The following is a 25405-nucleotide window of genomic DNA, read 5'->3' as shown; positions in this document are numbered from 1 at the left end:
TGCCTTTTCCTCCCTTTGATCATGCGGCTCGGCGAACGCTCCGAACCATCAGACCGTGTTTGACGGCCTGCCCTTCTCAAAATTCTCGATGTGGCCGATCACCTGCCGCCAGAGCGTCTGCATCGCCTCCTCGCTCGCCCAGGCAACATGAGGCGTGACGATGACGTTCGGACGTTCGAGAATCGCGGAGAATGGGTGATCGACCGGGAACGGCTCGGCCGTGACGCAATCAAAGCCCGCGCCGGCGATCAACCCTTCATCCAGAGCGCGCACGAGATCAGATTCAACAACGAGCCCGCCGCGCGCCGTGTTGATGAGCAACGGACGTTTCGCCATCTTGCGAAACTCCGCCATGTCAATCATGTCGCGCGTGCCTGGCGTGAGCGGGCTGTGCAAGGTGATGACATCGCTCGTGGTGAGCACTTCGTCGAATGGCGTATAGAGCGGACCAAGCCCGCTGACGCCCTTATGCGCCGCGAACAAAGTGCGCATGCCGAACGCCTGGCCTAACCGCGCCACTGCCTGGCCGATGGCGCCTTCGCCAATGATTCCGAGCGTCGAGCCCGCGAGATCGCGGATCGGATGAGTGAAGAAGCAGAACTGGCCAGCTTCTCGCCATTTCCCGTCGATGACGTCTTGACGATAACCGATGATCGAACGCCGCAGAGCGAGGATCAGCGCGAACGTATGTTCGGGGACCGTGTTGACGGCGTAGCCTCGCACATTCGAGACGATGATTCCGCGCTCGCGGCAGGCGGCGACATCGACAACGTCGTAGCCCGTGGCCGCGACGGCAATCATCTTCAGGTCAGGCAGCGCTTCGAGATCGGCGCGGCGAATCGGCGCCTTGTTAGTGATCGCGATGCGCGCGCCCTTGAGACATCCAACAATATCGGCCGGCGCAGTCGAGGCGTATTCGATCCATTCATGATCAAACGCCGGGCGGGCAAGCTCAACCGTCGGGCCAATCGTCCCGCGATCAAGAAAAACAATGCGCGTCGCGCCTGCAGTCCCTCGGCGCTCAGGCGCAAGCTCCGCATCATCAAGTCGTTTCATCCCGCAGCTCGCAATCTCGGCGCTTCCACCGGATGCGCGACTGCTTTCCGCGATATCGCGGGATAGAGCCCGAGCGAACGTCCGAGCTGCTGCACGAGCCCGAGCACGGCGTCGATATAGGGCGTCTCGACGCCTGCGAAGCGCCCCATCTCCTGCACGGACGTCAGCAGCGCGTCGATCTCAAGCGGACGGCCATGCTCGAGATCCTGCAGCATCGAGGTGCGATGGGCGCCGACGCGCGCCGCGCCATTTACTCTCCGTTCGATGTCGACCCGGAAGGACGCGCCGAACAATTCGGCGATTTTTTTCGCTTCAGTCATCATCGCGATGGAAAGCGCCCGTGTGCCCGGCTCAGCCGCGACAACGTCAAGCGTCGCACGCGTCAGCGCGCTAATCGGATTGAAGCAGAGATTGCCCCACAGCTTCAGCCAGATTTCACTGCGAATATCGTCGAGAACGGGCGCATCGAATCCGGCTGCAATCAACGCGTTGGCGAGCCGCTCGCAGCGGAGCGATCGCGTTCCATCCGGTTCGCCGAGCGCAAACTTGTCGCCATAACCATGCTTGATCACGCCAAGCTCGATAATCTCCGTCGCGGGATAGACGACGCAACCGATCGCGCGCTCGGGTCCAATAACGCGCCATTGGCGGCCGTCGGGATCGACGCTCGGGAAGCGAGCTTCTGAGAAACGCCCATCAAGGCCGTGCGCATACCACCAGGGGACGCCATTCTGGCCGGTGACAACAGCGGTATGAGCGCTAAGCAGAGGCTTCATCTGCTCCGCCGCCTCCCAAGCCTGATGGGCTTTGAGACAGACGATTACGAAGTCCTGCGGACCAAGCGTCGAGGGATCATCTGTCGCGCGCGGCCTGCACACGCGTTCTTCATCGCCAATGAGGAGGCGCAAACCCTTTTCGCGGATCGCCGCGAGATGCTTGCCGCGCGCGACGATCGAGAGGTCGACGCCTTCGACCCTGCTCAAGCCTTCCGCGAGATAGCCGCCGATCGCGCCGGCGCCGAAGATGCAGATTTTCACGCGACGCCTCCTCTGTTAGGCGGCTTTCGCCAGCGCCATGCGCGGCGCGGTCTCGCGGAAATATTCCTGCGCCGCAGCCACGCCCGACCCCGGCGCCACATCGACGCCAACATCGCGCAGCGCCATCTCGCAACCCGCAAGCGCCTGCAGCAGCATCAATTCATTGATCGCGCCGATGTGGCCGATGCGGAAGACGCGGCCCGCCACTTTCGACAGACCAACGCCAAGCGACATGCGATAGCGGTGATAGGCGGTCTTCACGACGTCGTCGCTGTTAAAGCCCTTGGGCACGCAGATCGCCGTCACCGTGTTGGAATGCCATCTCGGCTCTTTCGCGCAGAGTGTAAGCCCCCAGGCGGCGACAGCGCGGCGCGCGCCTTCGGCGACGCGGCGATGTCGCTCGAACACATTGTCGAGCCCTTCGGCGAACAGCAGATCGAGCGAGGCGCGCAAGCCGCGCATCAACGTCGTCGCAGGCGTATAGGGGAAATAGCCGTCCTTGTTGGTGCGGATCATGTCGGCGAAATCGAAGAAGCAGCGCGGGCATTTCGCCGAAAGACCGGCTTCGAGCGCTTTCGGGCTCACAGCAACGATCGCAAGCCCGGTCGGCAGCATGAAGCCTTTCTGTGACCCCGAGACCGCAATATCGACGCCCCATTCATCCATGCGAAAATCAATGCTGGCGATCGAGCTGACGCCATCGACAAGCAGCAGCGCCGGATGCCCCGCCGCATCAAGCGCGCGCCTGACGCCTGCGACATCGCTGGTGACCCCGGTCGCAGTCTCGTTGTGACAGACAAGCACAGCCTTGATCTCGTGCGCGCTGTCTTCGCGCAGGCGCTGCTCATAGATCTCTACCGGCGCGCCCTCGCCCCACTCTGTTTCGATCACGTCGACGATCAGTCCGTGGCGGCGGCAGAGATCGGCCCAGAGATGCGAGAACTGGCCGAACACCGCGACAAGCACCTTGTCGCCCGGCGACAGCGTGTTTGTGATCGCCGCCTCCCAACCGCCCGTGCCAGAGGCTGGGAACAGAAACACCTGCCCTTTCTCGGTCTTGAACGCCTTCTTCAGATCGCGAAATAACGGCAGCGTGAAAGCTGGAAAATCAGGTGACCGCTGATCTTCAAGCGGAATGTCCATCGCCTGACGAATCGGGAAAGGCATATTCGTCGGACCGGGAATGAAGAGGCCGTGAAATCCGCTCATGATGATCTCCCGCTGTTTCGTTGAATGGCGACGTGCAAACCCGAAAGAGATTCAGGCGCCGTAGATCGGAAAGCGTTCGCAGAGCTGGATGGCGCGATGCCTCACTTCCTGCTCGACCGCCGAATTTCCACCTTCGCCATGCGTGGCAACGCCATCGAGCACCGTGGCGATCAATTGACCGATTTCGCGAAATTCAGCGACCCCAAAGCCTCGCGTCGCGCCCGCCGGCGATCCCAGTCTCACGCCCGACGTCACCGTCGGCTTCTCCGGATCGAACGGCACGCCATTCTTGTTGCAGGTAATGTGAGCGCGCCCCAGCGCGCGCTCGGCGACATTGCCCGTCAACCTGCGCGGGCGGAGATCGAGCAGAATGAGATGCGTATCGGTGCCGCCCGTGGTGATGTCGTAACCGGCGCTTTGCAGCGCTTCGCCCATCGCCTTGCAATTCTCGACAACGGCGTTGGCGTAAATTCTGAAGTCCGGCTGCAGCGCCTCGCCCAAGGCAACGGCTTTCGCCGCGACCACATGCATCAGCGGCCCGCCCTGCAGGCCGGGGAACACAGCCGAATTGATCTTCTTCGCGATCTCCTCGTCATTGGTGAGAACCATGCCGCCTCGCGGTCCGCGCAATGTCTTGTGCGTCGTCGTCGTCACCACATGCGCATGCGGCAACGGCGAGGGATGCGCGCCGCCGGCGACAAGACCGGCGAAATGCGCCATGTCGACCATGAGAAAGGCGCCCACCTCATCCGCGATCGCGCGGAAGCGCGCAAAGTCGATGATGCGGGGATAGGCGGAGCCGCCGGCGATGATAATGCGCGGCCTGTGCTCGCGCGCGAGCCGCGCGACCTCGTCGAAATCGATGCGCTGATCTTCGCGCCGCACGCCATAATGCACGGCGTTGAACCATTTGCCCGAGAGATTCGGCGGCGCGCCATGGGTGAGATGTCCGCCGGCCGCAAGCGATAATCCCAGCAGCGTGTCGCCGGGCCTCGCCAGCGCCAGCAGCGCCGCCTGGTTCGCCTGGCTTCCCGAACTTGGCTGAACATTGATGAAGGCGCAGCCGAACAACTTTTTCGCGCGCTCGATCGCCAGCGTCTCGGCTTCGTCGACGAACTGACAGCCGCCATAATAGCGTCGTCCCGGATAGCCCTCGGCGTATTTGTTGGTGAGCACGGAGCCTGCTGCTTCGAGCACGGCGCGGCTGACGATATTTTCCGAGGCGATCAACTCGATTTCGTTCTGCTGTCGCGCCGCTTCGCGCGCGATCGCGCTGCTGAGTTCGGGGTCGGCCTCATCAAGCGCTGCTTCAAAGAAGCGCGCGGCCACTGACGCAGGCGCGCGCAGCGCGGCTGTACGCATCGGACGTCTCCCGGTTTCCACGCGGCGACTTGGCGTCGCTCATTCTCTGGCATACCATATGCCAGAGCTTGCAGGGGTGCAATGGAAAACATTTCCATTTTTGAAAAATTCGGAAACGGCTTTATTTTCTTGCTTTTCCACGCGCAGGGAGCTCTTCAGGGCACGAAATGTCCTTTGGTTGCGACGAGAAAGGGAGATCATGGCTGGGCGGCCGAGATCTGCGAAAAGCCAGGCTGAGCATGAATCATCGGCCGCATTCGGCTCAGTGCAGGCGCTCGATCGCGGCCTCGCTCTTCTCGCGATCATCGCCGATGGCGACGGCCTTTCGCTGACCAGCATCGCCCAGCGCGCCGGCATCGCGGCTTCAACGGCGCATCGCATTCTCGCTTCATTGAAAGCAGGCGGCTTCGTACAATGGGACGACGGCCGCGGCGGTTATCTCATCGGCGTCAAGGCCTTCAAGATCGGCAGCGCCTTCCTGCGCAACCGCAAGCTCGTCGATGTCGGTCGGCGCGTCATGCATCAGCTCGGCGAAGACAGCGGCGAGACGGTGAATATCGCGATCGAGAATGACGATCACGTCGTCTTTCTTTCGCAGCTCGAAAGCCATCACTCCATTCGCGCCTTTCATCGCCCCGGCGCGAACGCGCCCATGCACGCATCGAGCTTGGGCAAGGCGATCCTGGCCGCGATGGATGAGGAGCCGGTGTCGCAGATTCTCTATCGCGTCGGGTTGCCGAAATTCACAGCCAACACGATTGTCGATCCGACGGCGCTCGCCGCCGATCTCGCGTTCGTGCGTCGACGCGGCTGGGCTATCGACGATGAAGAGCGCGCGGAAGGCATGCGCTGCGTCGGCGCGGCGATCTTCAACGAGCATGGCGAAGTGATGGGTGCGATCTCAGTGTCGGGGCCTACCGTTCGCGTCACCGACGAACGCCTCGGCGAACTTGGCCCCATGGTGAAGCGCGCCGCGGCGGAGATCACCGAACGTATTGGCGGAACGCCAGCGAAGGCCTGAAGAGCGCGGCGTTCGCGCGTCAGGCCGCAAGGCTCCAATCCGGACTATCAACGCCCGCGCTGCGGAACGCCGCCGTCGCCGTGTTCGCGAGCAGACAGGCGATCGTCATCGGGCCAACTCCGCCTGGCACGGGCGTCAGCGCGCCGGCGACAGCAAAAACCTCCTCAAAAGCGACGTCGCCGACCAAGCTGGATTTCCCGTCTGCGCTAACAAGCCGATTGATGCCGACATCAATCACAGTCGCGCCCGGCCTGATCCAGTCGCCACGCACCATCCCAGGCCTTCCCACAGCGGCGATGACAATATCAGCGCTGCGGCAACGATCCGCGAGATCGCGCGTGCGCGAATGCGCCACAGTCACCGTGCAGTTCTCATTGAGAAGAAGCTGCGCCATTGGCTTGCCCACGATCATCGAACGGCCGAGCACGATCGCGTCGCGTCCGGCGAGATCGCCAAGCGTTTCTTTCAGCAGCAGCAAACAGCCAAGCGGCGTGCAGGGCGTGAAGCCGTCCTCGCTGCGCCCCGTCGCGAGCAGCCCGACATTGACGGGATGAAACCCGTCCACGTCTTTCGCCGGATCGATCGCGCGCAACACGTTCGCCGTGACGATATGAGCCGGCAGTGGCAATTGAACGAGAATTCCGTGCACGGCCGGATCAACGTTCAGCCGCGCGATCACGGCGAGCAGTTCGACTTCCGTTGTTGTCGCCGGCAGACGATGATCCATCGCCGCGATGCCAACCGCCTGCGCCTGGCGCGATTTCGTGCGCACATAAACTTGACTCGCGGGATCGTCGCCCACGAGCACGACCGCAAGACCGGGCGAAACATTGAGGCGCGCGACAGTCTCGCGAACGCGTGCGCGAAGCGCTTCGGCGTGCGCGACGCCGTCAATGATGCGTGCCGACATGCCGCCCGCCTCAATTGGAAACTGCGCGCGGACGCTCGTCGCATCCGCGCGCTATTCGACTAGATCAGCCCGGCCGCGCGCGCCCACTTGTATTTCGCGCCCAGCACTTCGACCGGCGTTTCCGTCGTATAGGGATAGGCGACGATGCCGTGATCGTAGAGCTTCTCGCAAGCCTTCTCGACCTCGACGTCGCCGACCAACGAGGCGACGATCGGCTTGTCGATCCCCTTGGCGCGCATTTCGCTGACGACCTCGATCATCTTGTCGGCGAAGACCAGAGGCGGCGTCACGATCGTATGCCAATAGCCAAGAATGAGCGCATGGATGCGATCATCCTCAAGCCCGAGGCGGACCGTGTTCTGATAGGTCCTCGGTGGCTCGCCGCCGGTGATATCGACGGGATTGCCAGCGGCGCCGAACGGCGGAATGAACTTACGGAACGCCGCATCGAGATCATCAGGCATCTTCATCAGCGTCAGGCCGTTGTCGAAGCAGGCGTCCGAGAGGAGCACCCCTGATCCGCCGGCGCCGGTAATGATGAGAACATTCTCTCCCTTCGGCGCCGGCAGCACCTGCACGCCACGCGCATATTCAAGCATCGAGCGCAATGACGGCGCGCGGATGACGCCTGACGCCTTCAGCACATCGTCATAGATCTTATCGTTGCCTGCGAGCGCGCCGGTATGCGACGCCGCAGCCTTCGCGCCGTAGGCGGTGCGGCCCGCCTTCAGCATGATTACAGGCTTCTTCTTCGACACGCGCGCCGCGACCTCGGAGAAGGCGCGACCATCCTTGAGATCTTCGCAATGCATCGCGATGACCTGCGTGTTCGGGTCCTGCTCGAAGAAAGTCAGGAGATCGTCCTCGTCCACATCGGACTTGTTGCCGAGACCGACGATCGATGACACGCCCATCTTGGTCGAGCGCGCAAAGCCGATGATCGACATGCCGACGCCGCCGGATTGCGACGACAACGCCGCCTTACCCTTGACGTCAAACGCTGTGCAGAAGGTCGCGCAGAGATTCTCCGGCGTGTAGTAGAAGCCGTAGATGTTCGGCCCCATGATGCGCACATTGTGCTTGCGCGCCGTCGCGAGCAGCTCGTCCTGCAGCGGCTGGTCGCCGGTCTCGGCGAAGCCCGAAGGGATCATCACCGCGCCGGGAATGCCCTTGCGTCCGACCTCGTCCATCGCGGCGTTGCAGAGTTTCGCCGGCACCGCAAACACCGCGACGTCGATGTCGCCGGCATAGTCGAGCACCGACTTGTAGGCCTTCACGCCCTCGATCACGTCGGCCTTGGGATGCACGGGAACGATGGTTCCCTTGTAGCCGCCATTGATGAGATTCTTCATCACGGAGTTGCCGATCTTGCCGATCTCGTTCGAGGCGCCGATGACGGCGACCGCCTTCGGATGGAAGATGCGATTCATCGCCTTGACGATTGCGCCCTGATCCGGACGGAAGCGCTCGGCGCGCGCCTCGAAATTGCAGACGATGCGCGCATCGACCGCGGTCGCGCCCTTCTTTGTCGCAAACACCGGATTGAGATCGAGCTCATCGATCTCGGGGAAATCATCGAGCAGCGTCGACACCTGCACGAGGATGCCAGCCAGCGCATTGCGGTCGACGGCTTCGCCGCCGCGCACGCCGTCGAGCATTTCCTTCGCCTTGATTGAACCGATCATGTCCAGCGCCTGCGCCTTCGTCACCGGCGCGAGACGGAACGTCAGGTCCTTCAGCACTTCGACAAGCACGCCGCCAAGACCAAATGCGACAAGCTTGCCGAAGGACGGATCGGTGATGGCGCCAACCAGCGTCTCCGTCGCGCCGGACGGCAGCATCTGCTGCACTTGCACGCCATCAATCGCGGCGTCCGCCTTGTAGGCTTTCGCATTGGCGAGAATCTTGTCGTAGGCCGCCTTCGCCTCTTCGGCCGATTTCACGCCAACGATAACGCCGCCCGCATCCGTCTTGTGCAGGATGTCAGCCGAAACGATCTTCATCACCACGGGGTAGCCCATGCCGGACGCGAGCTTCTCGGCTTCGCTGGCCGATGTCGCGAGACCTTCGCGCGGCAGCGGAATATCGTAGGCGTCGCAGACGATTTTCGCTTCGGGCGCCGTGAGCGCGGTGCGCCCCGAACTCTTCACCGCATCAAGAACCGAACGAACGATCTGCTGGCGATCGGGCGTTGAGATGGCGACTGACATGGAATTCCTCCCGATGATGATGGGTTCTATTCAGCGGCGATTTTCTTGGGCTGTGGCGCCTCGGTCGCCCCCGCGGCCTTGATAGCAGCGATTTCTGCGGGCGAGTATTTGAGGACTGATGCGAGGATTTCGTCGGTGTGTTCGCCGAGCAGGGGCGAGCGTTTGACGTCGGCCGGGCTGTCGGAGAGCTTGATCGGATTGCCGACGGAAAAATACTTGCCTCTGGTGGGGTGATCGACCTCGACGACCGTGCCTGTGGCGCGCAGCGACTTGTCCTCGATCAATTCCTTCATTGAGAGAATCGGCCCGCAGGGAATGTCGAACTCGTTGAGGATGTCCATGGCCTCGAACTTGGTTTTGGTCATGGTCCATTGTTCGATGCGCGCGAAGATGGCGTTGAGTTTCGGCAGGCGCGCCGGCGGCGTTGAATATTCGGGATCGGTCTTCCAGGTCGGTTCGCCGATCACGTCGCAGATCTTCTCCCACACCGGCGCCTGGGTGATGAAGTAGATGTAGGCGTCGGGGTCCTGCTCCCATCCCTTGCATTTGAGAATGCGGCCGGGCTGGCCGCCGCCTGAATCGTTGCCGGCGCGCGGCACGGCGGCGCCGAAGGGAATGCCCTCGCCATACTGGCTGTATTCCTTCAGCGGCCCATGGGCGAGGCGCTGCTGGTCGCGCAGTTTGACGCGCGCGAGATTGAGAACCCCGTCCTGCATGGCGCATGTGACCTTCTGGCCCTTGCCGGAATGGGTGCGCTGGTAGAGCGCGGTCACAATGCCAAGCGCGAGATGAAGGCCGGTGCCGCTGTCGCCGATCTGTGCGCCGGTGACGAGCGGCGGCCCCTCGCGGAAGCCGGTCGTGGAGGCCGCGCCGCCGGTGCATTGCGCGACATTCTCATAGACCTTGCAGTCCTCGTAAGGACCGGGGCCGAACCCCTTGATCGAGGCGACGATCATCTTCGGATTGAGCTTGTGGATCGTCTCCCAGGGGAAACCCATGCGGTCGAGCACGCCGGGTCCGAAGTTCTCGACGAGCACGTCGCACTCCCTGATCAGGCGCTCGAGGACTTCCTTGCCCCCGGGTTCTTGGTGTCGAGCGTGATCGAGCGCTTGTTGTGGTTCAGCATCGTGAAATAGAGGCTGTCGACCTTGGGAATGTCCTGGAGCTGGCCCCGGGTGATGTCGCCGACGCCGGGGCGCTCGACCTTGATCACGTCGGCGCCGAACCAGGCCAGCAGCTGCGTGCAGGTCGGACCCGACTGCACATGGGTGAAATCAAGGATCTTGACGCCTGCGAGCGCTTTCATGATCAGCTCCCCTTACTTCTTCTTGAGTGCGCTTTGCGGATTGAGATTGCCGATGCGGCCGGATTCAGATCCCGCGGCGGGATCGATGACGGCGTTGATCAGCGTCGGCTTGCCGGAATCCATCGCCGCATTGACCGCGCGCTTGAGTTCATCGGGATTGGTGGCGTTGACGCCGACGCCGCCGAACGCCTCCATCATGCGGTCGTAGCGCGCGCCCCTGACGAAGACGGTGGTGGCGGGATCATCGCCCGCCGTATTGACGTCGGTGCCGCGATAGATGCCGTCATTGTTGAAGATCACCACGCAGACCGGCAGCCCATAGCGACAGATGGTCTCGACCTCCATGCCGGAGAAGCCGAAGGCTGAGTCGCCCTCGACGCACAGCACCGGCTTGCCGGTCTCGACCGCGGCGGCGATGGCGTAGCCCATGCCAATCCCCATCACGCCCCAGGTGCCGACATCGATGCGCTTGCGCGGCTGGTGCATGTCGATGACGCCGCGGGCGAGATCGAGCGTGTTGGCGCCTTCATTGACGAGAATGGCGTCCGGCCGCTCCGCGATGATGGTTTTGAGCACGCCGAGCGCGCCGTGATAGTCCATCGGCGAATTGTTGTTCATGAGGCGCGGCGCCATCTTCGCCACATTCTCCTCGCGCTTCTTCGCCACCGCCGAGGTCCATTCCGCCGGCGCCTTTGGCCAGTTGGAGCCCATGCCTTCAATCAGCGCCGCGACCGAGGAGCCGATGTCGCCGACCACGGGGGCTGCGATGCCGACGTTGGAATCCATCTCCTTCGGCTCGATGTCGATCTGGATGAAGGTCTTGGGATGATCTCCCCAGCTCTTGCCCTTGCCGTGCGACAACAGCCAGTTGAGGCGCGCGCCGATCAGCATCACGACGTCGCTGTCTTTAAGGACCGTCGAGCGCGCGGCGCCGGCGCATTGCGGATGCGCATCCGGCAGCAATCCCTTCGCCATGCTCATGGGCAGGAAGGGAACGCCGCTCTTTTCCACGAGCTCCCTGATGGCGTCATCCGCCTGCGCATAGGCCGCGCCCTTGCCCAGAATGATCAGCGGCTTCTTCGCGGTCTTCAAAGCGTCGAGCGCGCGCTTCACCGACTCCGGCGAGGGGATATGCGCCGGGGCCGCGTCGACCACCTTGACCAGCGACTTTGCTCCCGCCTCCGCATCCATCACCTGGCCGAACAGTTTGGCCGGCAGGTCGAGATAGACGCCGCCCGGACGGCCCGACACCGCGGCGCGAATGGCGCGCGCCAATCCAATCCCGATATCTTGCGCATGCAGCACCCGGAACGCCGCCTTGCACAGAGGCTTGGCGATCGCGAGCTGATCCATCTCCTCGTAATCGCCCTGCTGCAGATCGACGATCTCGCGCTCAGATGAGCCCGAGATCAGGATCATGGGAAAGCAGTTCGTCGTCGCATGCGCGAGCGCCGTCAGCCCGTTCAAAAACCCCGGCGCCGACACCGTCAGGCACACGCCCGGCTTCTTCGTGAGATATCCCGCGATCGAGGCGGCATAACCGGCATTCTGCTCGTGCCGGAACGACAGCACCCGCAATCCCGCCGCCTGCGCCATCCGGCCAAAATCCGTGATCGGTATCCCCGGAACCCCGTAAATCGTCGTAAGGTCGTTGAGTTTGAGCGCTTCGATAACAAGATTGAAGCCGTCCGTGAGCGCATGATCATCATCGGCTGCGGCGGTCGAACCTTCGACCTGTTTTTTTTCGACCACAGCAAGCATGCACTCATCTCCCTCATTACGGCTGCTTCTTTCGCTGACGTCTGACGCGCCATTTGATTTCGATCGGCGGACGCCGGTCGCATCGCTTGCTGCGCTTAACTCAAATGCGCGCTCAAGATTGGAATCTGGTATGCCAGTTTAGCGGAGAAAGCAAGCGCCTCCCTTTAATTTCGAATCCATTTCCATTGACGCCTGCTGGTGTTGCGAAGTCATACCATTGAATATCATGGATAAATGCCTGAATTGTTGCGCCGCAGCATAATTATGGAAAGGATTTCCAGATTTTCTCTTGCATTTGTTGTCTACTGGCATACCATCTTTGCATAAAGCCTCTGGCGCTCTGAGGCGCGCGTTCGCGCGTCTCCAAAAAACAATCGAAAATCAGGGAAACGCTTCGGGGAGAGGTCATGACAATCGCCGTAGAAAATTACGCGACGACCACGCGCGTAAGTGAAGGTTATCGCTGGGCGCAGCTGACGATCGGCGTCGTCTGCATGGTGATGATCGCCAACTATCAGTATGGCTGGACCTTCTTCGTTCCAGACATTCAGAAGACATTCGGCTGGGATCGCGCGTCGATCCAGATCGCCTTCACCTTGTTCGTGCTGTTCGAAACCTGGCTCGTGCCGATCGAAGGCTGGTTCGTCGATAAATATGGCCCGCGCGTCGTCATCTTCGTTGGCGGCGTTCTCTGCGCGATCGGCTGGTGGATGACGTCGCGCGCCACATCGCTTGGCGGCCTCACCGGCTATTACGCGGCGATGATTATTTGCGGCATTGGCGCCGGCGCGGTCTATGGCACCTGTATCGGCAGCGCGCTGAAATGGTTTCCCGACAAGCGCGGTCTTGCCGCGGGCCTGACGGCCGCAGGCTTTGGCGCGGGTTCGGCGCTGACCGTGGTTCCGATCCAGAACATGATCCAGTCGAGCGGATTCCAGAACACGTTCCTTTATTTCGGCATCGGCCAGGGCGTGATCATCTGCCTGCTCTCATTCTTCCTGTTCTCGCCGCGTCCCGGCCAGGCGCCGCCCGCGCCACAGACGGCGGTGAACGTCCAGAGCCGACGCCAATATGCGCCGAACGAAATCATCGGACCGAACAATATGTGGATCATTGCGTCGCTCGCGACGCTGGCGATCGGCCTTGTGATGTGGAGCCTCGGCCAGCTCTTCTATCTCCCGCTTGTGCTTGCTGTCCTCATCTTCGCGGTTGGCGGCGCGATCGTCATCAATCGCGGCGAACCGATCTTCATGCTCATGTATTTCATGTTCGTGATCGTCGGCGCTGGCGGCCTCATGGTCACCGCAAATCTCTCGCCGATCGCGAAGGATCTGCATGTCGACGCCATTCCCGTGACGCTGCTCGGCGCGACCATGCCGGCGCTAACCTTCGCCGCGACGCTCGACCGCGTGCTCAACGGCTTTACGCGGCCCTTCTTCGGATGGATCTCCGACAAGATCGGCCGCGAGAATACGATGTTCATCGCCTTCTTCATGGAAGGGCTTGGCATCTACGCGCTCTATAAACTCGGCGGCGATCCCGTCTGGTTCGTGCTCCTCTCGGGCTTCGTGTTCTTCGCCTGGGGCGAGATCTATTCGCTCTTCCCTTCGACTTGCACGGACACCTTCGGTTCGAAATTCGCCGCCACCAACGCCGGCCTTCTCTATACAGCGAAGGGAACGGCGGCGCTACTCGTGCCCTACAGCAACTCGCTACAGCAGGCGACGGGCCATTGGGATATCGTGTTCATCATCGCCGCCGGCGCAAACATTCTCGCCGCCGTGCTCGCGATCGTCGTGCTGAAGCCCTGGCGCGCCAGAGTGATTGCGCGGAACTCCCAGTAACTTGCCAGAGGCCCGCGCGGCGCACCGCCGCGCGGGCTATTTTTTATCTGCCCGGATTTTGCGCATCTCCGGCGACCGTGGCCGTCGCGCCACAGCCATCGCGCCGCTCGCCAGACAACTCCGGAATTTCTCGTCGGAAGGCTTACATCGACGGCCGTGACCTGCTAGGTCGCCGTCCCCCAATTAACACCCTGCTGGCCATGCGACGCGATCTTCCCGCCGATCTCGCGATCGGCATCGATTTTGGCACGAGCAACACCGTGGTCGCTCTCGCCGACGGTTCAGGCCGCGTCGAGGCGATCCGTTTTGCTCATGGCGGAAGCGATCACAATGTTTTCGTGACCGCGCTTTGCTTCTGGGACGAGCGGCATGCCGGAACGAAGCGCATGCGGGTCGAGGGCGGCCCGTGGGCGATTGAAGAGTTCATGGCGGGTCACCTCGCCCATCGCTTCATCCAATCCTTCAAGAGCTTCGCCGCCAGCGCGAGCTTCCAGGAGACGCGCATCTTCCGCGAGCGTTTCCGCTTCGAGGATCTGCTCGCCACATTCCTGCGCACATTGAAGCGCCATGCCGACGATCGGCTGGATTTCGCGAGCCGCCGGCTGGTGATGGGACGGCCGGTGCGCTTCGCCGGCCACGCGCCCAACGACGCGCTCGCCATGCAGCGTTACCGCGCCGCCTGCGAGACTCTCGGCGCCTCGCACGCCGAATATGTCTATGAACCGGTCGGCGCCGCCTACTTTTTCGCGCGCCAGCTCGATCACGACGCCACGGTGCTTGTCGCCGACTTCGGCGGCGGCACCAGTGATTTCTCCGTGATGCGCTTTTCGAGGAAGGGCGGCGAGATTCAGGCCGAGCCATTGTCGCATTCCGGCGTCGGCATCGCCGGCGACATGTTCGACTATCGCATCGTCGATCATGTGGTGTCGCCGAAACTCGGCAAGGGCGCCGGCTATCGTTCCTTCGGCAAGGTGCTTGCGATCCCGAACCGCTACTACACGAACTTCGCGCGCTGGAGCCACCTCGCGATGATGAAGGCGAGCGGCGAGCTCAACGAGCTGCGCGAGCTTGAGAAGAGCGCGGTCGATCCCTCGCCTCTGCGCCACTTTATCGACATCGTCGAATATGATCACGGCTTCGAGCTCTATCGCGCCGTATCTGACGCCAAGATCGCCCTGTCGCAGAACGACGAAACCGAATTTCTGTTCAAGGCGGAAGGTTTCGAGCTCAAGGCGCGCGTCACGCGCAAGGAGTTCGAGCGCTGGATCAGGCCCGACGTCAAGCGCATCGAGGAAACGATCGACGAAGCGCTGACCAAGGCCAATGTGAAGCCCCAGGAGATCGAGCGCGTCTTTCTCACCGGCGGCACGTCTTATGTGCCGATGATCCGACGCCTGTTCCTTGACCGCTTCGGTGAGCAGCGTCTCATGTCGGCCGACCAGTTCGAGTCGATCGCCTATGGGCTCGCGCTGATCGCCGCGACCGGACACGCGGCGCGCTGGTCGATCAACGCCGCCGCGTGACAGACTGCGTCACGCAGCCTTGCCGGCGTCGACAAGCGCGTTGATATCGAGCTTCTTCATCTTCATCAGCGCCTGCATCACATTCGCTCCACGACCGGGCGCGGCCTTCGTGATCAACTCGCCAATATTTTCGGGCACGATTTGCCAGGACAGGCCGAACTTGTCCTTCAGCCATCCGCATTGCTCCGATGCCTTGTCGGCGGAAAGCCGCTCCCAGAATTGATCGAGCTCCCGCTGATCCCGGCATTTCACCGTGAGAGAGATCGCAGGTGAGAAGGTGTAGTGCGGGCCGCCATTGAGCGCGAGGAAGCTCTGGCCGGCAAGCGTGAAGGAGACGGTCATCACCTTCCCCTTCGGCGCCAGCCCGCCCTCGCCATAGTAGGAGATGTCGCCAATCGACGCCTCCTGCCCACAGGCGCGGAACGTCTCGACATAGAACCTGGCGGCCTCCTCGCCCTGGTGGTCGAACCAGAGACAGGGAACGATCTTTGACATGGGGTTCTCCTCGCTGTGAGGCCAATGCATTAAACCTATAGGTTAAATAAAGCAAGCCGTCAGCGGAAGCGCCCTAATCGAGCCGGGAACCGGCCGCGCGGATCACCAATGCAGACGATCCATGCGGGAGCCGCAGCAAGAAACGGATTTCAACGAGACCGGCGTCGGCTAGCGTTTACGCTGAGTCGCTTTTCGAAACGCCCGCCCATGCCCCGCGCCGCCGCCAAGCCGCCCACTCTCACGAAGCCGCAAGCCCGTCGCATCTGGCTGCGCGCGCAGAAACTCGATACGCGCGCGCCCTTCGGCGACGGGTCCGAAGCCACGCGCGCAGCCGTGGAACATCTCGGCTATGTCCAGATCGACACGATCAACGTCATCGAGCGTTGCCATCACCACATTCTCTGGAGCCGCATTCCGGACTATCGGCGCGAGCATCTCAGGCAGGCGCAGACGTCAGACAAATCCGTCTTCGAATATTGGACGCATGCTCTGTCTTACGTGCCAACAAAAGACCTTCCCTATTTCCTGCCCGAGATGAAGCGTTATCGCCTCGAGCTCAAAGAGACGCTTGACGCCACGAAGGCGAAGGATGTGCGCAAGGTGATTGCGCGCATTCGCCGGGAAGGCGCATTGTCGCTGCGCGATATCGACGACGATGTGCTGGTCGAGAAAGAACATCTGTGGGCGAGCCGCAAACCGTCGAAGCGCGCGCTGGAGCAGGCCTTTTACGCAGGCTATCTCACGATCAGCGAGCGGATCGGCATGCTCAAGACCTATGAGCTGATCGATCGCCATTTTTCGTGGGAGAAGCAGCCGAAAGCGGAATCGGAAAAGCGCTTTGTCGATTATCTCCTCGATCGCGGGTTGCGCGCGCAAGGCGTCGTGAGCCTCGACTCGCTCTGCCATCTCGATGCGCCGCGGAAGGCCGCGGTGCGCCGCCTCATCGAGTCGCGGGTTCGCAAGGGCTTGCTGACGCCGGTCGCAATTGATGGCGTGACTGTCGAGCATTGGACGGAACCGCAAAATCTCGAAATCGATATCGCGCCGTCAGAAGAGCTTGTTCACATCCTCTCACCCTTCGATCCGCTGATTATCCAGCGCAAGCGGCTTAAATTCTTCTTCGACTATGACCATGTCTTCGAGGCGTATGTGCCAAAGGAAAAGCGGCGCTTCGGCTATTTCGCTCTTCCCGTGCTTATCGGCGATGAAATCGTCGCCGCGCTCGACATCAAGACGGATCGTGAAAAGCGGAAGATCGCTTTGCAGAAATGGACCTGGGTCAAGCGCGGCGCAGCAAAGACGCTGAAGCCGCGAATTGAGGACGAGTTGCATCGCTTCGAGCGCTTCCAGCTCGGCGGCTAGGTCGCGCCGAATTTTGATTGAACAATCAAATTTCGGGAACATGATCGATGCCAAAATTGAAAGCATGGCTTTTGCCAGGCGAACGCATGCGTTCGTTTCGGAAAAGCCGGTTCCCGCTTTTTCGCGCCATGCTCCAAGGCGCTTGCTGATCTCGGGTCGGCGGCCTATGCCGAATGAAGCAGCGCATCCGCGCGGAACCACAGCACCAATCGCCCCAGGCTGACCGATGGATTTTCCTCCCCAGAGCCCGGTGAAATCGCGGCCGGCCTACGCCTCCTGGTTCAATTCCAGCAACACGATCACGCAGCAGTTCCTGTCGATCGGCGGCCGCAAGGATGTGATCAGCCTTGCTGGGGGTCTTCCCGCCAGCGAACTCTATCCGGTCGAGGCGGCAGCGGCGGCGACCGAGAGGGCGCTCGCGCGCTGGGGTGGAAGCGCGCTGGAATATGGGCCCGTCGAAGGCTTTCCGGCGCTGCGCGAGGCGATCGCGGCGCGCATGTCAACAGCCGCAAGCCACCGCTTCACGACCGACAACATCCTGCTCACCACAGGCGCAATGCAGGGGCTCGATCTCCTCGGCAAGGCGCTCATCGATTCCGGCGATCTCATCGTCGCGCAATTCCCGACCTATCTCGGCGCGCTCGACGCCTGGCGACCGCGCCAGCCCGCCTATGAAAAGCTGACATGGAATCTGAACGATGCGGGATTCGACGCGGCTCTGCGTCGCGCGAAGTTCGTCTATGCCGTGCCGAATTATTCCAATCCGACCGGCGTGCTCGTGCCAACCGCGCAGCGCGCCGAATTGTTGGCGCGCGTTCAGGCAGCGGGCTGCTGGCTCGTCGAAGATGACCCTTATTTGCCGCTACAACTCGACGGGCCGGCCGGCCCGAGCATCCTGTCGCTCGACGCGAGCGCCCGCGGCGGCGCCTATGACGGACCCGTCATTTATCTCGGCACGCTATCGAAAAGCATCGCGCCCGGGTTTCGCGTCGGCTGGGCGGTTGGCGACGCCGCGATGATTCAACAGCTCGCGCTCGCCAAGCAGAGCACTGATCTCTCAAGCAGCATGTTCGCGCAGGCCGTCGCGCTGGAGCTGCTCGAAGGCGGCGTCGAAGACGCTCATACGCCGAAGATCGTCGCGAGCTATCGCGAGCGGCGCGACGCGCTCTGCGCCGCCGCGCGCGAGCATCTCGGCGAATGGTTCGAATGGGAGACGCCGCCGGGCGGCATGTTCGTCTGGATGCGCGCGCGTCGGCCCGACATCGATACCAATGCGCTCTATCATCACGCGCTCGCCGAAAACGTCGCCTTTGTGCCGAGCAGCGTCTTCGATCCCGATGGCGAATTGCGCTCGGCCATGCGCGTCAATTTCACGCGCAATCCGCCTGACATTCTCACAGAGGGCGTGAAACGGCTTGCAAAGGCGGTCAGGCGCTATCTCGGCGCCTGACGAAGCGCCCGCACAAACGCGATCACTTACATTCGATAGATGCGCTTGGCGTTGTCATGAAACAGCGCGCGCTGCTCGTCCTGTGAGAAGTTCGCCGTGGCGCGCTTGAAGTTGCTGAACACGCCCTCATAGGCGATGTAGCGCGTGGAGACCGGCCAATCGGTCGCAAACATAACGCGCTCTGTTCCGAAGCAGTCGATGCAGTGAAGCGCCATTGCCTCTACAGTCTCATAGGTCGGATTGGGATCATACCCCACCATATTGACCTTGATCGCAATGTTGGGCGCTTCTGCGAGCCTGCGAACCGCGCTGCGCCAACGCGCGAGGCCCTCTTCATCGCGATCGATCGGGCTGCCGCTGTGATTTACGACGATCCGGAGATCAGGCAGGGTGTCAGCGAGATCGAGAACCGCGTCCGCCTGATAGGGATACATCATCAGGTCGAGATTGGCGCCGCCGCGCGCGAGAAGCGCAATGTCGCGCCGCCAGACGGGGTCGAGCGCGAGATCGGCGCGCTGCGTCCATGACTTCGCGGGCGCGGTCGGGTGGTGGCTGACGATAGCGCGAAAGCCGACGACACGGGAATGTTCGAGTTGGCGTTCGATGATTGCAGCGGCCCCGTCCGTCCCGAATGGAGCGGACGCCACATAGCGCGTCGCAATTCCACGCGATTTATCCAGCGTGTCGAGCCAGGCGATTTCACCAAATGGATCCGCCTGATCCCACACCGCCTCGATATGCACGGTCGCGACGACGTCATGGGAAGCGCTCGCTTCGAGATAATCCTGAACAAGAAAATCGCGCCTGATCTGCTCGATGCCGCTGAGTGCGCTCGCGCTCGTCGACGGCTTCAGCCAGGGATGCCGGCCCATCGACATGTCCCAGAGATGCATGTGCGGGTCGATGATCGGGCCGGAATAGACGGGCATCTATCTCAGGAAGCCCTTGGAGAGGCCGACGCTGCGATGGACGATCAGCACGACGGTCAATGTCAGAGAGATCATCAGCACCGCGATCGCCGCGATCAGCGGATCGGCGCGCGTGTCGAGATGGCGGAACATCTCGACGGGGAGCGTCGAAACGCGCGGACCCGCGAGAAAAAGCGTGATCACGATCTCGTCGAAGGACACGAGAAAGCTGAGCGCCGCCGCGGAGAGAAGCCCCGGCGCCATCATTGGCAAGGTGATGCGGCGGAACACGGTGAAAGGTCTCGCGCCCAGCGTCGCCGCCGCTTCCTCGACGATGATCGGCAAGCCAGCAAGAGAGGTCGCGACGATGCGCAGCGCATAAGGCAAAGTCAGCACGAGATGACCAAGCGCGATGCCGGTGAAAGTCCCGAGGAGACCAACCGACGCAAAGATGATCAGGATCGCGAGGCCCAGCACGATTGTCGGCAGCAGCAGCGGCGCCGTGAACAGGTTGTAGAGAAATTCCGATCCCCATGTTCTCAGCCGCACGATGACATAGGCCGCGGGCAGCGCGATCAGCAACGTCGCGCTCGTCACCAGGAGACCGATGACGACGCTGACGCGGAAGCCATTGATCATCCGCTCGCGCTCGAAAATCGAGATATACCAGCGGAAACTCCAGCTCGTGGGCGGGAATTTCAGCGTGTTCTCACCGCTGAAAGACAGCGGGATGACCACCAGCACCGGCACGAGCAGAAAAATGAACAGGATCGCAACGGCGATCTTCAACGGCCAGCCTGTACGATTCTCCTCCATGGTCAGTCCAGCCTGCGAAGGGCGCGGGTGTAGAGAACGAGCGCCGCGCCGAAGACCACGAGAACGAGGATCGACAAGGTCGCCGCCCCGGGCCAGTTCAGAGTCACGATCGCCTGATCATAAATCTCCGTCGCCAACAGAAAGACGCGGCCGCCGCCAAGAATGCGCGGGGTGATGAAGGACGAAACGCACAGCACGAAACAGAAGAAGCAGCCGAGCGCGATGCCGGGCGCAGTCAGTGGAATCACGATGCGCCAGAAAGTCTGCAGCGGCTTCGCGCCAAGCGTGAGCGCCGCCTCCTCGCACCGCGGATCGAGCCGCCCAAAGCCCGCGAGAAGCGCGAGGATCATGTAGGGCATCAGGATCTCGGTCAGGCCGATGATGATGCCGGTCATGTTGAAAACGAGACGAAATGGCGTCGGCGCGCCGAACCAGGACAGCGCATTGTTGATGAGCCCGTTATCCGCGAGCATCGCGATCCAGCCATAGGTCCTTACGACGGCGGAAGTCAGCAGCGGCGCGATCACCAGTACGAAGAGGAAAGTCCGCCAGGCCCCGCTCGCGCGATGGAGATAGAGCGCGATGGGATAGGAGCAAAGCAGCGTCAGAAAAGTGATCAGCGCGCTCATACCGACCGAGCGCAGCAGAATCTCGAGATAGAAGCTGTCCTCGATCAGCTTGATCCAGTTTTCCCAGGTGAAAGCCGGACCGATGCCGCCGCCCGGCAGCGCCTCATTGAACGAGATGCGCAGAAGATTGACGATCGGAACGACGAACACGATCGCATTGACGAGCAGGATCGGAGTCAGCAGCGCAGTTGCGAGACCGAACCTGTTGCCGCCATTCAGATCATCCGTTGCTGCAGCCATGGCGCGCGCTCACGCCTGCCTTGGAAAAGCGAGCGTATCCTCGATGCGCCAGGAGAGATCGACGCGCGATCCCGGCGCATCGGGCGCACGCGCCGCCGTGGTCGGTTGTTCCACCGACCAGGTGAGCCCGTCCACATCGACATCATACTGGATGAGATCGCCGACATAGGTGACTCGGCTGATCACGCCGGGCGCCTGATTGAATCCGCCGCCCTCGCCTGTCCGGCCGATCGCGATCCGGTGCGGGCGAACCATCACCTCGACATCGCCGTTAAGCGCGCTCGTCAGGCGCAATTCGTGCGCGCCAACTTTGGCGCTCAGTCCGCTCGCAACGCCCGGCAGCCGGTTGATGCGTCCGACAAAAGACGCCACGAACGGATTGGCGGGACGCTCATAGAGATCGACCGGGGCGCCCAATTGTTCGAGCCGCCCGGCGTTCATCACGGCGACCTTGTCGCACATGGCGAGCGCTTCCGCCTGATCATGGGTGACAAACACTGCGGTGATGCCGAGCTTCTGCTGGATTTCTCGAATCTCCGAGCGCATCTCGTCGCGCAATTTCGCGTCGAGGTTGGAAAGCGGCTCGTCGAACAGGAGGATGGAGGGCCTGATCACCAGCGCGCGCGCCAGTGCGACGCGCTGCTGCTGGCCGCCGGAGAGCGCGCGCGGCCGGCGATCTTCCATGCCGCCGAGCCGCACCATGGCGATGGCTTCCTGAACGCGGCGCTCGATCTCGGGCTTCGCGACATTGCGCATCTGCAGACCGAAAGCGACGTTCTTCGCGACCGTCATATGCGGGAAGAGCGCATAGCTCTGGAACACCACGCCCATGTCGCGCTGATAGGGCGGCGCGGCCGTGATGTCCTTGCCGTTGACGATCACGCGCCCGCTCGTCGCGGAGGCGAGTCCGGCGATCATGCGCAAGGTGGTCGTCTTGCCGCAGCCGGAAGGGCCGAGCAGCGCGACCAATTCGCCGCGCGGCACGTTCAGCGTGAGATCATGAACCGCGGTGAAGTCCGAATAGCGCTTGCCCAGATGCTGCAGCGAGAGATACGCATCTTCGGCGGCGGTCGCGCCGCCGCCTTTTCCTTCACTCATCTCGTCACCGCAACTTACTTGCTGAGCGGAATGACGCGACGGCGCCAGTCCTGGGTCAGCTTGTCGCGAATCTTCGCGAGCTCCAGCCAGTCGACATTGATGACCTTGCTCATATCGTCAGGCGAGATGCGCTTGGCCGCCGCAGGCGACAATTCGACCTTCTTGTTGGTCGGGCCATAGAACATCGCTTCGGCGAACGCCTTCTGCGCCACCGGGCTGAGCATGTAATCGACAAACTTCCTTGCCGCAGCCGCCTGCGGCGCATTCTTCACCAGCACCACCGCGTTGATCTGGAACAGAGTGCCTTCGCTCGGAATGGTCGCGGCCAGCACGCTGCCCGGCTGATCCGCGAACACCTGTGAGCGGGCGTTGTATCCGACGCCGATCGCCGCCTGTTGCGACATCACCGCGTTCCAGAGATCGGGCTTGGGATCCCAGGTCAGCACATGCGGCGCGAGCGTCTCCATCTCCTTCACGCCCTTGTCGAGATTGTGGTTCCAGTCCGTGCCGCCCGCCATCTTCTCCAGCACGACGGTCAACGCGATGCCGAGAATGTCGGGCGCGGCGTGCAGCGCCACCTTGCGATCAAGCGCCGCGTCCCAAAGCTTGCGCCACGATGTCGGCGTCTCCTTCACGACCGTCTTGTCATAGACGAGCACGAGGCTGTCGAAGGTCATGCCGGCGAGATTGGAGCCGGGCATCAACGCTTGCGGATAAAGATCCTTCACATGCGGCGTGACCTTCTCGTCGATCGGATCGAACAATCCCTCGTCGGAGCCCGCCTTGGCGATCGAGATGTCCATCATCGCGACATCGAATTGCGGCGCGCTCTTCTGCGCGCGCAGCGCGCCGAGAATGGCTGCCGAATTTCCCGGAATCGAATAGACCACCTTGATGTCAGGATTGGCCTTCATGAAAGGCTCGACCACGGTCTTCGTGTAGAGATCCTGATAAAGCCCGCTATATCCAGCAAAATTGATCACCGTTTCCGCCATCGCCGGCGCGGCGAACATCATCGCGGCGCCAGTCGCGACCGCGACTCGTCTCGTAGATTTCAGCATGGCTCACCCCTCCTCAATCCGATCTCGATAAACGTCCTCAGACCGGACGCTTGATCATCTTGGCTTCCACCATCGCCGTCGCGCCGGTGATGTCGGGAAGCTTCTCGCCGGCGCGCAACCGCTTGTGCATCGTCGCTTCGTTTGTCTGCATCGCAATCGCGCGCTCGGCCGCTTCGCGCGCCACCGCCGCCGAGAACACGAGCACGCCCTGCTCGTCGCACAGCACCGCGTCGCCGGGATTGACCACCTGACCGCCGACGCTCACTGGCACGTTCATCGCGCCTTCGATGCCAAGCAGACGCGTGGTGATCGAAGACAGACCGCGGCACCACATCGGCAGATCAAATTCCTGGATCTCGGACAAATCAGTCGCAGGGCCGTCGATAACGCCAGCCTTCACGCCGGCGAGCTTCATAGCAAGCGTCATGCCGCCGCCCCAGCAGGCGTATTTCGTATCGCCGCAGCGATCGATCAGCACGATGTCGCCAGGGCGCACGAGCTTCGTGGCGTAGTGCAGCAGCGTTGAATCCGCATGCGGAAGGCGAAGCGTGACCGCCGTTCCCGCGACGCGCCGGCGCGGCAGAAGCGCCGCAATGCCGCGATCGATGAAGCCGGGATAAAGCACATGGCCGATCGTGGCTGTTTCCGCCTTCTCAAGCAGCTCCACCAGCGACGCATCGATCTGCGCCGGCATGTCATTGACGACAAACATCGATCTTGATCCCCCCGGACTTGCGAGCGACGCGGCGGCAGCTTGGGCCAATCGTCCGCCTCGCGCAACAATGTTGATCCGTTTCGCCAGTCGAGATGAACGGCGAGCACGAACATCCAACATATCGCCTCGCCGATCTCGGAATAGCCGTTTTGGGCGACGCTGCGCTGCGTGCGCGGAATGGGATCGCCGCGCAGAGCAAGACGGACTGCCCGATCGAGATTGCGGCCGCCGTTCCAGAAATTGAAACGCCAGCATGGCGAGGCAATCAGCGCGAGAGGCCAAGCTTGCCATCATGGGCGCCCAGCGACATGAGCCGCCGATCTCCGGACGAGATTCACGAGCCCCATCCAGTCGCCGCCATTCTTCCGGTTCGCGGCGGGACGCCGGGAACCAAATTTCGGCGCGAGGGTTTGACTCTGTTGTGCCAATCCACGCCGAGGTCGCCGTGTCCCGCGAGAAGCTGCCGATCTCAGTTCTTTCCTGCGCCCCGTCGCGCGGCGGTTCCGGGGTCGCGTGATGGCCACGCGGCCGGTCTGGAAGGGATATCTCAAACTGTCGTTGGTCGCCTGCGCGGTCGAGCTATCGAACGCCACGACCTATGCGGAGAAAGTCAGTTTTCGCACGCTCAATCGCGCTACCGGCCATGTGGTGAAACGGCAATATGTGGACTCCGTCACTGGCAAGCCCGTAAAGGAAGAGGACGAGGTCAAGGGCTATCCGCTCGGCGACGACGAGTTCGTTCTTGTCGAGGACGAAGAGATTCAGTCTGCGCAGATCGAGTCCTCGCATACGCTCAATATCGAACAATTCGTGGAAAAGGCCTCGATCGAGCAGATTTATCTCGACACGCCCTATTATCTCTCTCCGGCCGACAAGGTGTCGCGCGAAGCTTTCGCCGTTATTCGCGAAGCCATGGCGAAGAAGAAGATGGCGGGCCTCGCGCGACTGGTTCTCTATCGCCGGGAGCGGCCCGTGCTGATCGAGCCCCTTGGCGAAGGGCTTCTGCTGACGACGATGCGCTACAAGGCCAATGTCCGCGAGCCGGACGAGGTTTTCGATCAGATCCCCCGCATCAAGATCGATCCTGACATGGTGGAGCTCGCAGGCGACATCATCGATCGCAAGCAGGGCGAATTCGATCCGTCGAAATTCGAGGATGAATATGAAAACGCGCTGTTGAAGATCATCCAGGCGAAGCAGTCTGGGAAGAAGATCAAGGCTCCGAAAGCGCCGCGGCGAACCGGCAATGTCGTCAACCTGTTCGACGCCTTGAAGAAGAGCCTGGGCTCGGCGGGAGGCGCATCCGTTCAGCGGCGGAAACCGGCCGCAACGCGCGCTCGCTCGACGAAAAGGCGCGCGCGCGGCGACGCGCGGCGCAAATCCGCATAGTCT

20 protein-coding genes and 1 pseudogene are annotated in these 25405 nt (G+C 62.1%); 6 read left to right on the top strand and 15 right to left on the bottom strand.

Features of this window, described 5'->3' with window-relative positions:
* Positions 1-48 precede the first annotated feature (48 nt).
* Genes L8F45_RS01285 through glyA form a run of 4 tightly spaced genes read right to left on the bottom strand, consistent with a single transcriptional unit; the run spans position 49 to position 4664 of the window.
* The gene (locus L8F45_RS01285) at positions 49-1056 is read right to left on the bottom strand and encodes a D-2-hydroxyacid dehydrogenase (RefSeq protein WP_342361077.1); all 1008 of its coding nucleotides are present in this window, start codon (positions 1054-1056) and stop codon (positions 49-51) included.
* Positions 1053-2093 (bottom strand): 2-dehydropantoate 2-reductase, encoded by a 1041-nt coding sequence (locus L8F45_RS01280; RefSeq protein ID WP_342361076.1) that lies wholly within the window; start codon positions 2091-2093, stop codon positions 1053-1055. Before L8F45_RS01280 ends, L8F45_RS01285 begins: the two co-directional genes overlap by 4 nt.
* 15 nt (positions 2094-2108) lie before the next feature.
* A complete protein-coding gene (locus L8F45_RS01275; RefSeq protein WP_342361075.1) occupies positions 2109-3302 on the bottom strand; it encodes an aminotransferase class V-fold PLP-dependent enzyme in 1194 nt (397 codons plus the stop codon).
* Positions 3303-3353: 51 nt separating this feature from the next.
* Positions 3354-4664 (bottom strand): serine hydroxymethyltransferase, encoded by a 1311-nt coding sequence (gene glyA, locus L8F45_RS01270; RefSeq protein WP_342361074.1) that lies wholly within the window; start codon positions 4662-4664, stop codon positions 3354-3356.
* A 199-nt stretch (positions 4665-4863) separates the two neighbouring features.
* On the opposite strand from glyA, the gene L8F45_RS01265 reads away from it, so the two are divergent.
* Positions 4864-5685, top strand: coding sequence for an IclR family transcriptional regulator (locus L8F45_RS01265; protein WP_342361073.1), 822 nt, complete (start codon positions 4864-4866; stop codon positions 5683-5685).
* A gap of 19 nt (positions 5686-5704) precedes the next feature.
* On the opposite strand, the gene folD is transcribed toward L8F45_RS01265, so the two are convergent.
* From folD to oxc, 4 genes and pseudogenes are all read right to left on the bottom strand, one after another.
* Entirely contained in the window at positions 5705-6595 is an 891-nt protein-coding gene (gene folD, locus L8F45_RS01260) for a bifunctional methylenetetrahydrofolate dehydrogenase/methenyltetrahydrofolate cyclohydrolase FolD (protein ID WP_342361072.1), read from the bottom strand.
* A gap of 59 nt (positions 6596-6654) precedes the next feature.
* Positions 6655-8805 carry an acetate--CoA ligase family protein gene (locus L8F45_RS01255; RefSeq protein ID WP_342361071.1) on the bottom strand — a complete coding sequence of 717 codons (2151 nt, stop codon included), beginning with the start codon at positions 8803-8805 and terminating at the stop codon, positions 6655-6657.
* A 26-nt stretch (positions 8806-8831) separates the two neighbouring features.
* A pseudogene (frc, locus tag L8F45_RS01250) lies at positions 8832-10114 on the bottom strand (formyl-CoA transferase).
* A gap of 9 nt (positions 10115-10123) precedes the next feature.
* Positions 10124-11872, bottom strand: a complete 1749-nt coding sequence (gene oxc, locus L8F45_RS01245; RefSeq protein ID WP_342361070.1) for an oxalyl-CoA decarboxylase — start codon at positions 11870-11872, stop codon at positions 10124-10126.
* A gap of 407 nt (positions 11873-12279) precedes the next feature.
* Here oxc and L8F45_RS01240 point away from each other — a divergent pair, with 407 nt between their 5' ends.
* Together L8F45_RS01240 and L8F45_RS01235 are read left to right on the top strand one after the other, a co-directional pair.
* Positions 12280-13716 carry an OFA family MFS transporter gene (locus tag L8F45_RS01240; protein WP_342361069.1) on the top strand — a complete coding sequence of 479 codons (1437 nt, stop codon included), beginning with the start codon at positions 12280-12282 and terminating at the stop codon, positions 13714-13716.
* Between the two features lie 200 nt (positions 13717-13916).
* A complete protein-coding gene (locus L8F45_RS01235; protein ID WP_342361068.1) occupies positions 13917-15239 on the top strand; it encodes an Hsp70 family protein in 1323 nt (440 codons plus the stop codon).
* Between the two features lie 9 nt (positions 15240-15248).
* Here the strand turns inward: L8F45_RS01235 and L8F45_RS01230 are convergent, their stop codons facing one another.
* Positions 15249-15734, bottom strand: a complete 486-nt coding sequence (locus L8F45_RS01230; RefSeq protein WP_342361067.1) for a VOC family protein — start codon at positions 15732-15734, stop codon at positions 15249-15251.
* A 207-nt stretch (positions 15735-15941) separates the two neighbouring features.
* On the opposite strand from L8F45_RS01230, the gene L8F45_RS01225 reads away from it, so the two are divergent.
* Together L8F45_RS01225 and L8F45_RS01220 are read left to right on the top strand one after the other, a co-directional pair.
* Positions 15942-17096, top strand: a complete 1155-nt coding sequence (locus L8F45_RS01225; RefSeq protein WP_342361066.1) for a winged helix-turn-helix domain-containing protein — start codon at positions 15942-15944, stop codon at positions 17094-17096.
* Between the two features lie 226 nt (positions 17097-17322).
* The gene (locus L8F45_RS01220) at positions 17323-18546 is read left to right on the top strand and encodes an aminotransferase-like domain-containing protein (protein WP_342361065.1); all 1224 of its coding nucleotides are present in this window, start codon (positions 17323-17325) and stop codon (positions 18544-18546) included.
* 26 nt (positions 18547-18572) lie between these two features.
* Here the strand turns inward: L8F45_RS01220 and L8F45_RS01215 are convergent, their stop codons facing one another.
* The 6 genes from L8F45_RS01215 to L8F45_RS01190 are packed head-to-tail and all read right to left on the bottom strand — an operon-like array spanning position 18573 to position 24010.
* Complete coding sequence (locus L8F45_RS01215; RefSeq protein ID WP_342361064.1) at positions 18573-19475, bottom strand: amidohydrolase family protein; 903 nt, start codon at positions 19473-19475, stop codon at positions 18573-18575.
* A complete protein-coding gene (locus tag L8F45_RS01210; protein WP_342361063.1) occupies positions 19476-20270 on the bottom strand; it encodes an ABC transporter permease in 795 nt (264 codons plus the stop codon).
* A gap of 2 nt (positions 20271-20272) precedes the next feature.
* Positions 20273-21139 (bottom strand): ABC transporter permease, encoded by an 867-nt coding sequence (locus tag L8F45_RS01205; RefSeq protein WP_342361062.1) that lies wholly within the window; start codon positions 21137-21139, stop codon positions 20273-20275.
* 9 nt (positions 21140-21148) lie between these two features.
* Positions 21149-22237: an ABC transporter ATP-binding protein gene (locus L8F45_RS01200; RefSeq protein ID WP_342361061.1), complete on the bottom strand. Its 1089-nt coding sequence runs from the start codon at positions 22235-22237 to the stop codon at positions 21149-21151.
* Positions 22238-22251: 14 nt separating this feature from the next.
* Positions 22252-23298 (bottom strand): ABC transporter substrate-binding protein, encoded by a 1047-nt coding sequence (locus tag L8F45_RS01195; RefSeq protein ID WP_342361060.1) that lies wholly within the window; start codon positions 23296-23298, stop codon positions 22252-22254.
* 37 nt (positions 23299-23335) lie between these two features.
* Positions 23336-24010 (bottom strand): RraA family protein, encoded by a 675-nt coding sequence (locus L8F45_RS01190; RefSeq protein WP_342361059.1) that lies wholly within the window; start codon positions 24008-24010, stop codon positions 23336-23338.
* A gap of 519 nt (positions 24011-24529) precedes the next feature.
* On the opposite strand from L8F45_RS01190, the gene ku reads away from it, so the two are divergent.
* Complete coding sequence (gene ku / locus L8F45_RS01185) at positions 24530-25402, top strand: non-homologous end joining protein Ku (protein WP_342361058.1); 873 nt, start codon at positions 24530-24532, stop codon at positions 25400-25402.
* Positions 25403-25405 lie beyond the last annotated feature (3 nt).

The sequence above is a fragment of the Terrirubrum flagellatum genome, from assembly GCF_022059845.1.
Classification (GTDB): Bacteria; Pseudomonadota; Alphaproteobacteria; order Rhizobiales; family Beijerinckiaceae; genus Terrirubrum; species Terrirubrum flagellatum.
Note: the sequence above shows the minus strand (reverse complement) of the source record. Positions and strands in the feature narration are given on the sequence as shown.